The organism is Mycobacterium sp. (assembly GCF_032162605.1).
Taxonomy (GTDB): Bacteria; Actinomycetota; Actinomycetes; order Mycobacteriales; family Mycobacteriaceae; genus Mycobacterium.
Genome location: NZ_JAVROT010000093.1, coordinates 23,815 through 31,437, shown reverse-complemented (window position 1 = coordinate 31,437; position 7,623 = coordinate 23,815). Strand labels below are relative to the sequence as shown.

At 67.5% G+C, this 7,623-nt stretch carries 9 protein-coding genes; 4 read left to right on the top strand and 5 right to left on the bottom strand.

Annotation, left to right across the window (positions count from 1 at the left end):
- Positions 1-169: YnfA family protein (locus tag QOI01_RS05695; protein WP_526379214.1), on the top strand; the 169-nt coding region annotated here is incomplete at its 5' end.
- Here QOI01_RS05695 and QOI01_RS05690 read toward each other — a convergent pair.
- Complete coding sequence (locus QOI01_RS05690) at positions 166-1,050, bottom strand: SCO6745 family protein (protein ID WP_526379209.1); 885 nt, start codon at positions 1,048-1,050, stop codon at positions 166-168. The two genes, QOI01_RS05695 and QOI01_RS05690, sit on opposite strands and share 4 nt — an antisense overlap.
- A complete protein-coding gene (locus QOI01_RS05685) occupies positions 1,047-1,769 on the bottom strand; it encodes a FadR/GntR family transcriptional regulator (protein WP_526379208.1) in 723 nt (240 codons plus the stop codon). The genes QOI01_RS05690 and QOI01_RS05685 overlap by 4 nt, the downstream gene beginning before the upstream one ends.
- A gap of 128 nt (positions 1,770-1,897) precedes the next feature.
- Here QOI01_RS05685 and QOI01_RS05680 point away from each other — a divergent pair, with 128 nt between their 5' ends.
- Both QOI01_RS05680 and QOI01_RS05675 read left to right on the top strand, forming a co-directional pair.
- The gene (locus QOI01_RS05680) at positions 1,898-2,395 is read left to right on the top strand and encodes a gluconokinase (RefSeq protein WP_526379207.1); all 498 of its coding nucleotides are present in this window, start codon (positions 1,898-1,900) and stop codon (positions 2,393-2,395) included.
- Complete coding sequence (locus QOI01_RS05675; protein ID WP_526379206.1) at positions 2,395-3,795, top strand: GntP family permease; 1,401 nt, start codon at positions 2,395-2,397, stop codon at positions 3,793-3,795. Before QOI01_RS05680 ends, QOI01_RS05675 begins: the two co-directional genes overlap by 1 nt.
- Before the next feature lie 9 nt (positions 3,796-3,804).
- Here the strand turns inward: QOI01_RS05675 and QOI01_RS05670 are convergent, their stop codons facing one another.
- From QOI01_RS05670 to QOI01_RS05660, 3 genes are read right to left on the bottom strand one after another with little or no spacing between them, the layout of a single operon-like run.
- Complete coding sequence (locus QOI01_RS05670) at positions 3,805-4,290, bottom strand: RDD family protein (RefSeq protein WP_526379205.1); 486 nt, start codon at positions 4,288-4,290, stop codon at positions 3,805-3,807.
- A 26-nt stretch (positions 4,291-4,316) separates the two neighbouring features.
- Positions 4,317-5,243 (bottom strand): DoxX family protein, encoded by a 927-nt coding sequence (locus tag QOI01_RS05665; RefSeq protein ID WP_526379204.1) that lies wholly within the window; start codon positions 5,241-5,243, stop codon positions 4,317-4,319.
- Positions 5,244-5,303: 60 nt separating this feature from the next.
- The gene (locus tag QOI01_RS05660) at positions 5,304-6,143 is read right to left on the bottom strand and encodes a tat pathway signal sequence (protein WP_526379203.1); all 840 of its coding nucleotides are present in this window, start codon (positions 6,141-6,143) and stop codon (positions 5,304-5,306) included.
- Between the two features lie 53 nt (positions 6,144-6,196).
- Between QOI01_RS05660 and QOI01_RS05655 the strand changes: the two genes are divergently transcribed.
- A complete protein-coding gene (locus QOI01_RS05655; protein ID WP_526379202.1) occupies positions 6,197-7,612 on the top strand; it encodes a xylulokinase in 1,416 nt (471 codons plus the stop codon).
- Positions 7,613-7,623 lie beyond the last annotated feature (11 nt).

Genomic DNA, 7,623 nt, shown 5'->3' with positions numbered 1-7,623 from the left:
GCCGGATGAGCACTTCGGGCGGGTGCTGGCAGCCTACGGCGGGGTGTTCATCGTCGGTTCCCTGCTGTGGGGCATGGTCGCCGACGGGTTCCGACCGGACCGGTGGGACGTCACCGGCGCCGTGATCTGCGTCGTCGGCGTCGGGCTCATCATGTACGCGCCGCGTTAGTCGAGGTGCGCGCCGTCGTCGCCGAGGTCGTCGCGGCGTAGGCCCATTGGCGTGGCGGCGGGGATGTCGCCGCCCGCGATCACCGCCCTGGTGATCGGCGTGAGCGTGCGGAACAGCAGTTCGAGTTCGGCGTCATCGAGTGAATCGAATGCGTGCAGGGCCAACTCGTCGGTGGTGTCCTCGAGGTGCTGCTTGAACTCGCGGCCCGAGTTCGTCAGTGCGCCATCGCGATTCAGTATTCCCCGCTCGGCAAGCCGTTCCGCGCAGGAGCGCCATTCGTCGTCGTCGTACTGGCGGCTGCGCATGATGAAGTCCCTGGGCACCCGGTCGGCGACCGAATGCAGGACGTTGCACTCCCGCCCACCGACGCCGTTGGCGACGAGGACGGCGACGTGGGCGTCGCCGCGTTGTTCGCGCAGCAGGGTGGCCGCGTGCCAGAGCCGCGCGAGGGGCTCGTACGGCCATGGCAGCGCATGGTTTGCCGCGAACAGCGGGCGTCCATCTCTCGACGCGCCGATGGCTGCCTTCGCCAACAGATCGGCCGCGGTGCGCAGGGGGTCGTCGAGGACGCCACATCGCCGCAGGGCGGCCACCGCGGAGGACTCCCGGACGCGCAGTACTTCGGCGGTGCTCGCCAGCTCCCACGCTGCGGGCAGCGCCCGCGCGACGTGGGACGGGGAGAAGTTGTAGAACATGGCGGTGACGACGTCGGCGGGCGCCGGGCCCAGCGGGGCCGAACGCGCCGCGAAGTACCCCATCCAAAATCCGCGGAGACCAACTCCGTCGAACGCGGTGCGGGCCTCCGGTGCGAAGTAGGTCAATGCGTGCACCGGTTCGAAGCGGTCGAACAACCTGCGTGCCGTCGCTGGGCCTCTGCTCACTTCGGCTCCTCGGACGAGCTGACCTCTGTCATGGCCTCGTCGATGATCGCCCTCATTGCGCGCTCGGCCGCGTCCTCGTCGCGCATCCGGATGGCCCGCGCGACCTCGTCGTGCAGCGCGATCGCCACCGGGTTCGGGGTCTCCGGCATCAGGCCGTGATGGGTTCGTCCGGTCAGGACCTCGGCGACGACACCGTTGAGGGCGCGAAACATCTCGTTCCCGCTGGCCTCGAGTAGCGTTCGGTGAAAGACCTTGTCCGCCAACAGGTATGCTTCCAGATCGCCCGAGCGGCCGTGCATCACCATGTCCGAGACGGCGGCGGCCATGATGCGGCACTGGTGTGGATCGGCTCGGCGCGCGGCAAGTGCGGCCGCGGTTGGCTCGAACCCGAGGCGCAACTCGGATAGTGAAACCAACTGGGCGGCGCGGTCGCCGGATTCGATGCGCCATCGAATCACCCTGGGATCGAACACATTCCATCGATCCTGGGGTTGGATGGTGATGCCGACGCGGCGGCGGGATGCGACGAGGCCCATCGATTCGAGAACCCGGACGGCTTCCCGCGCCACGCTGCGTGACACGCCGTACTGCGCGCCGACTCCCTCGAGATTGATGATCCCGCCCGAGGGCAGGGTGCCGGACACGATCTCAGCCCCGAGCGCCGTCAGCACGTTGTCGTGCAGGGCGCTGACGTTTGGCGGCGGAACCACGCGACACATCTTGTCATAGGGTTTGCTGACTGGCGTAAGAACTGATCTTTGACCCAGTTGGTTGCAATAATCAGATCATTCGTGCACGCTGTGTGATGCCAGACACAACTGGGTGCATCGGATCGGGAGGTTGAGCAGTGCCGTCGCCAATCGTGGTCATGGGTGTTTCGGGCTCGGGTAAGTCCACCGTCGGCGCAGCGCTCGCACAACGGCTCCGCGTGCCGTTCGCCGACGCGGACGACTTCCACCCCGCGGCGAACATCGCGAAGATGACCGCCGGCCAAGCGCTCGACGACGACGACCGGAGACCCTGGCTGGACTCGATCGGGGAGTGGCTGGCTGCTCATCCCGACGGCGGGGTGATGAGCTGCTCGGCACTCAAGCACGGCTACCGCGACCAACTTCGGCGGCACTGCCCGGACGTTCAGTTTCTGCATCTGGCCGGAACGCCCGAGGTGATCGGTCGCCGACAGGCCAGCCGGCCGGGGCACTTCATGCCGCCGTCGCTTCTGGCATCGCAGTTCGAGACCCTCGAGCCACTGTCGGCCGAGGAGCACGGCGTCGACATCGACGTCGATCAGGACATCGATTCCATCGTGGAGAACTATCTCGCCCGCACCGGACAGGAGTTGTGATGATCTCGGGAATTACCCTTCTCGCCGACGATGCACCGAAGTTGACGGAACCGGTCGCGTCCGGGTGGCAGCTCGTCCTGGCATTCATCGCGGGCATCGCCGTGATCGTCGTGCTGATCACCCTGGTCAAGCTGCACCCGTTCCTCTCGTTGATCTTCGGGGCCCTCACCGTGGGCATCGTCGCGGACGAGAACATTCAGACCGTATTGACCTCGTTCGCAAAGGGATTCGGTGACACGGCGGCCAGCGTCGGCATACTCATCGCCCTCGGTGCGATGTTCGCCAAACTCCTCGCCGACTCCGGTGGCGCCGACGAGATCGTCGACACCATCGTCGGGCACGCGTCGCCGCGAATGTTGCCATGGGCGATGGCGTTGGTGGGCGCGATCATCGGCCTGCCGATGTTCTTCGAGATCGGTCTCGTGCTCCTGATGCCGGTGATCTACCTGGTGTCACGCCGCTCGCAGCTGTCTCTCATCACCGTCGGAATCCCCGCTCTGGCAGGCCTTTCGGCGATGCACGGCTTCGTACCGCCACATCCCGGCCCGTTGACTGCAATCGGTCTGCTCGGTGCCGACCTGGGTATCACGCTGGCTCTCGGCGTCGTGGTGGCAGTGCCGACGATCATCCTGGCCGGCCCGCTGTTCGGGAAGCTGGCGGGGCGCTGGGTCGTGGTCGACGCACCGGACACCTTCGACGCGGAGCGCTTCTCCGAGGACGAGGTGCGGCGCAGGCCGTCCTTCGCCATCACACTCTTCTCTGTCTTACTTCCGGTGGTCCTGATGCTCGGCAAGGCGTTGGTCGACATCTTCATCGACGACAAGTCCAACCTCGTGCGTCAGGTGTTCGACACCCTCGGCACTCCGCTGATCGCGCTGTTGATCGCCGTCATCGTCGGCATGTTCACCCTCGGCCGCGGTGCCGCGATGGGTCGCGACGAGATCGTCAAGACCATCGAGTCCGGCCTCCCGCCGGTCGCCGGGATCATCCTGATCGTCGCTGCGGGCGGTGGGTTCAAGCAGGTGCTGGTCGACAGCGGTATCGGCACGCTGCTGGCCCGCTGGGCCGAGGGCGCGAGCATCTCGGTGCTCGTGCTCTCCTGGGTGATCGCCGTACTGATCAGGCTGGCAACGGGCTCGGCGACCGTGGCCACCATCACCGCCTCGTCGCTGGTGGTCCCGTTGGTGGCGGGTCTGCCGTCCAGTGAGGTCTCGTTGGTGGTCCTGGCGGTCGGCGCTGGCTCGCTGTTCTTCTCCCACGTCAACGACGCAGGCTTCTGGCTGGTGAATCAGTACTTCCGGCTCACCGTTGGTCAAACGATCAAGACGTGGTCGATCATGGAGACGGTGTTGTCGGTCAGCGGGCTGGCCGTGGTGCTGCTGCTGGACCTGGTGATCTGACGGGCTGGATCAGCCCTTGACCACCTGCGTGTCGCCCGCGAGCTGGTCGTGTTTGCCCTGCTTGGTGGGGCTACCGCTGATCGTCACCGCGATCACGATGATGGCGATGACGCCGAGCAGACCTCCGATGAACGGGACGATCGGCAGCAGCGTGAAGACGTTGCGGACCGCCGACTGCTGAACGTCGGGCTTCGGTGCGCCGCCGGGTCCGCGGACACTCAGCCCGAGCAGCTTCTTGCCGGGCGTCGACCCCTGGGTGACCTCGAACGCCACGAAGTAGATGAACATCAGCAGACCGGTGAACAGCCCGGTCACCAGAATGCTCGACTGCATGTGCAGCGCGAACAGGATGATGTATCCGACGATGCCGACGATGATGCCGTCGACGACCCTGGCGAGGAACCGGGGCAGCAGACCGCCCGGCTCGACGCGGCGGATCGGAGAGTCGCCGTGCTGGGGGTCGCCGTACTGAGGGTCGAAGCCGCCGGTAGTCATACCGTCAATCTACCGGCGGCCTGACCTCATCCGCGCCGGCGCTTCTTGGCCTCTGCCCTGGCGGCGTCAGCGAGCTCCGCGCTCCGGTCCTGGGTGAGCTCGGCGAACTCGGCGCCGCGTTCGCGCGCCACTTCGGCGAGTTCGGTGCCACGCTCGCGGGCCGCCTTAGCGAGTTGGGGCGCGCGCTCGCGGGCAACTTCGGCCCACTCGGCACCACGATTCTGCGTGATCTCGGCCAGCTCGGTACCACGCTTGCGCGCCTTCTTGGCGAGTTTGGGACCACGTTCACGGGCGACGTCGGCCAACTCAGAGCCGCGCTCGACCGCCACGTCGGCCAGCTCGGAGCCACGTTCCAGTGCGACGTGGGCGATCTCGCGGCCACGCTCGGCGCCGACGTGAAGTCCGGTCTGCAGCCCCTGGCCGACCCGGTCGACCAGCTCGCTGTCGATGAGCGCGCCATCCGAGTCGGATCCACTCGGCAGCACACCGGAGACCCGATCGCTCACTTTGCGGGCGGCGCGCCGGCCCCGCCAGCCAAGGGACGGCTTGCCCTCGGTGTCGACCGACGCGATGATCAAGCCACCGATCAGACCCACGTCGGTGATGAGGGCCCGTCGCTCGGCTGCCTTGCGAGCGGGGTCCGTCTCATTCCAGAAAGCATGTCCGCCAAGGCTTCCCGGCACCACGCTGACCGCCAGCGCGGCTGACGAGAGTCGCGGCAGGCGGCCTGCGGCGAGCAGTAGCCCCGCACCGATCTGCACACCGGCGGTGACCTTGGCGACGGTCTCGGGGTTGGTCGGAACGTTCGGGCCAACGGGCGCTGGGAGCTTGCTCAACCCCTCTAGGGTCGGGCGCGCCGCATCGGCCGCAGGCTTGGGGCTGCGCACGGCATCGACGCCACGGGTGATGAAGGTGGCCGCCAGCATGGGACGCGCGATTCGTCGGATCAACATGCGCGGATTATTCCCCCTCTCGGTTGGTCGCAAACCCCTCAGCGCGGGTGTAACGGCAACTCAGCCGGGTTCGAGGCCCGCCAACAGGACTTGAGCCAGGTGGGTCGTGGTCGCGACGCCGTCGTCGTATCCACCCGCGCCGCCGAGAGTGTTCATCATGACGAGTGTGTAGCGCTGACCGGCTCCGGCGAAGCCGACCGAGTTGGTCACCCAGCCGCCCTGCTCCAATGACCAGCCGTCCTTGTTGCCGGGAGCCATGGCTGCGCCAGCACCCCAGACTCCCCACTGCTGGTTGGATGCGACGTTCTGTAACTCGTACACGATCGCCGCGGTCTGGGCGCGCTCGAGCCCGGTGAGCACGTAGTTGACGAGCCGGTCGAGGTCGTTTGCCGTTGACTTCTGGAATCCCCAGTACGGGTAGACGCTGCTGAAGCCTTGTTGCGGTTGCAGATCCGTCATTCCGTACCGGGGGAAGCCGTTGTTGTAGACGCGGTGGTCGGCGCCGCTGAAGCGCGTCCACAGAACGTCGGCGGCGTCGTCGTCGGACGAGTGCATCATCGCCGCCATCAGGCTTCGGTCGGAGTCGGTGAGCGTAATCGCGCCTGCGCGCGCACGGGTCAGGAGGTCGACGACCATGGCCAGCTTGATCGTGGAGGCGGTCCACACCATGTCGCCGGCATGCGAGTTGCGATAAGTCGCACCCGTTTTGCGATCCCGCAGGACGTAGCCGACCGAACCGGGACGGGTGGCGAGGTAGGCGTCCGCCTCGTTGACGCGCGCCTGGAGGTCGCAGTCGGTCGTGGCGAGCTGGGCCGAGCAGTCTGCCCGCGCGACCGGTGGCGCTCCGAGTCCGGCGGATCCGATGACGATCGCTGCGAGGGCGACCAGAGGCCGTTTCATCCGAGTAGCTTCGCACTAAGGTGGAGGCTTCCGACGTTCCGAAGGAGGTTGTCGTGGCGCTCGTCGCGGGAATCGACTCGTCCACACAGTCGTGCAAGGTCGTGATCTGTGACGCCGACACCGGTGAAACGGTGCGCTCGGGTGCTGCGCCACATCCTGGCGGCACGGAGGTCGACCCGTCGGCCTGGTGGGCCGCGCTCGGGGATGCGGCGGCCGCGGCCGGAGGTTTCGACGACGTGGCCGCGGTATCGGTCGGTGCGCAGCAGCACGGCATGATCTGTCTTGACACCGCGGGCAACATCGTGCGAGACGCCTTGCTGTGGAACGACACCCGGTCCAGTGACGCCGCGGTGGCCTTGATCGAGGAGCTCGGGGGTTCCGCGGAATGGGCCGACCGGGTCGGGGTCGTTCCCGTCGCCTCGATCACCGCGACGAAGCTGCGCTGGCTGGCCGACAACGAGCCGAAGAACGCCCAGGCCACTGCTGCCGTGTGCCTACCGCACGACTGGCTGACGTGGCGGTTGTCCGGTTCGGCAGACATCGACGACATCCGCACGGACCGCAGCGACGCCAGCGGCACCGGTTACTTCGCCGCAGCGGACGGCAGGTACCGATCAGACCTGCTCGAACTGGCCATGCGGGGGCGCCGCCCGGCCGTGCCCCTCGTTCTGGAACCGAACGAGGCCGCCGGGCGGACCACGACCGGAGCGGTGCTCGGGCCCGGCGCGGGCGACAACGCCGCTGCGGCGCTGGGCCTCGGGGTGGTGCCGGGGGACTGCGTCGTCTCGCTGGGGACCTCCGGCGTGGTGAGCGCAGTCGGTGACGTCGCTTCCCATGACGCTGCCGGCCTGGTTGCCGGGTTCGCCGACGCCACCGGGCGTCAGCTCCCGTTGGTGTGCACGCTCAACGGTGCGCCCGTGCTCGCGGCGGTCGCCAAGATGCTCGGCGTGGACTTCGACGAGTTCGATCGCCTCGCGCTCACCGCCCCACCGGGTGCCGGGGGGCTGACGTTGGTGCCGTACTTCGACGGGGAACGCTCGCCGAATCTACCCGAGGCGGCGGGCGCGCTGCATGGCGTCACCACTCGAAACCTTTTACCTGCCAACGTTGCTCGAGCAGCAGTCGAGGGGCTGCTCGCATCGATTGAATTCTGCGTTGCGCAGATATCCGGTCAGGGCGTCGACGTCGGACGGGTGATCATGGTGGGTGGCGGAGCACGCTCCGAAGCCGTCCGGCGCATCGCCCCCGCGGTTCTTGGCGTTCCCGTTCACGTGCCAACGCCAGCCGAATACGTCGCGCTCGGCGCGGCCAGGCAGGCGGCATGGACCCTGTCTCAATCCGATGAGCCTCCGGCGTGGGCATTCGGTGTGACGGCGTCCTACACCGCCGATCCGACGCCGGTGGTGCTCGACCAGTACCGGGCCGCGCAACCGCTGACCTTGGGCCAACGCCCGGTGACCGGCGCATGAGGGTATCGCGA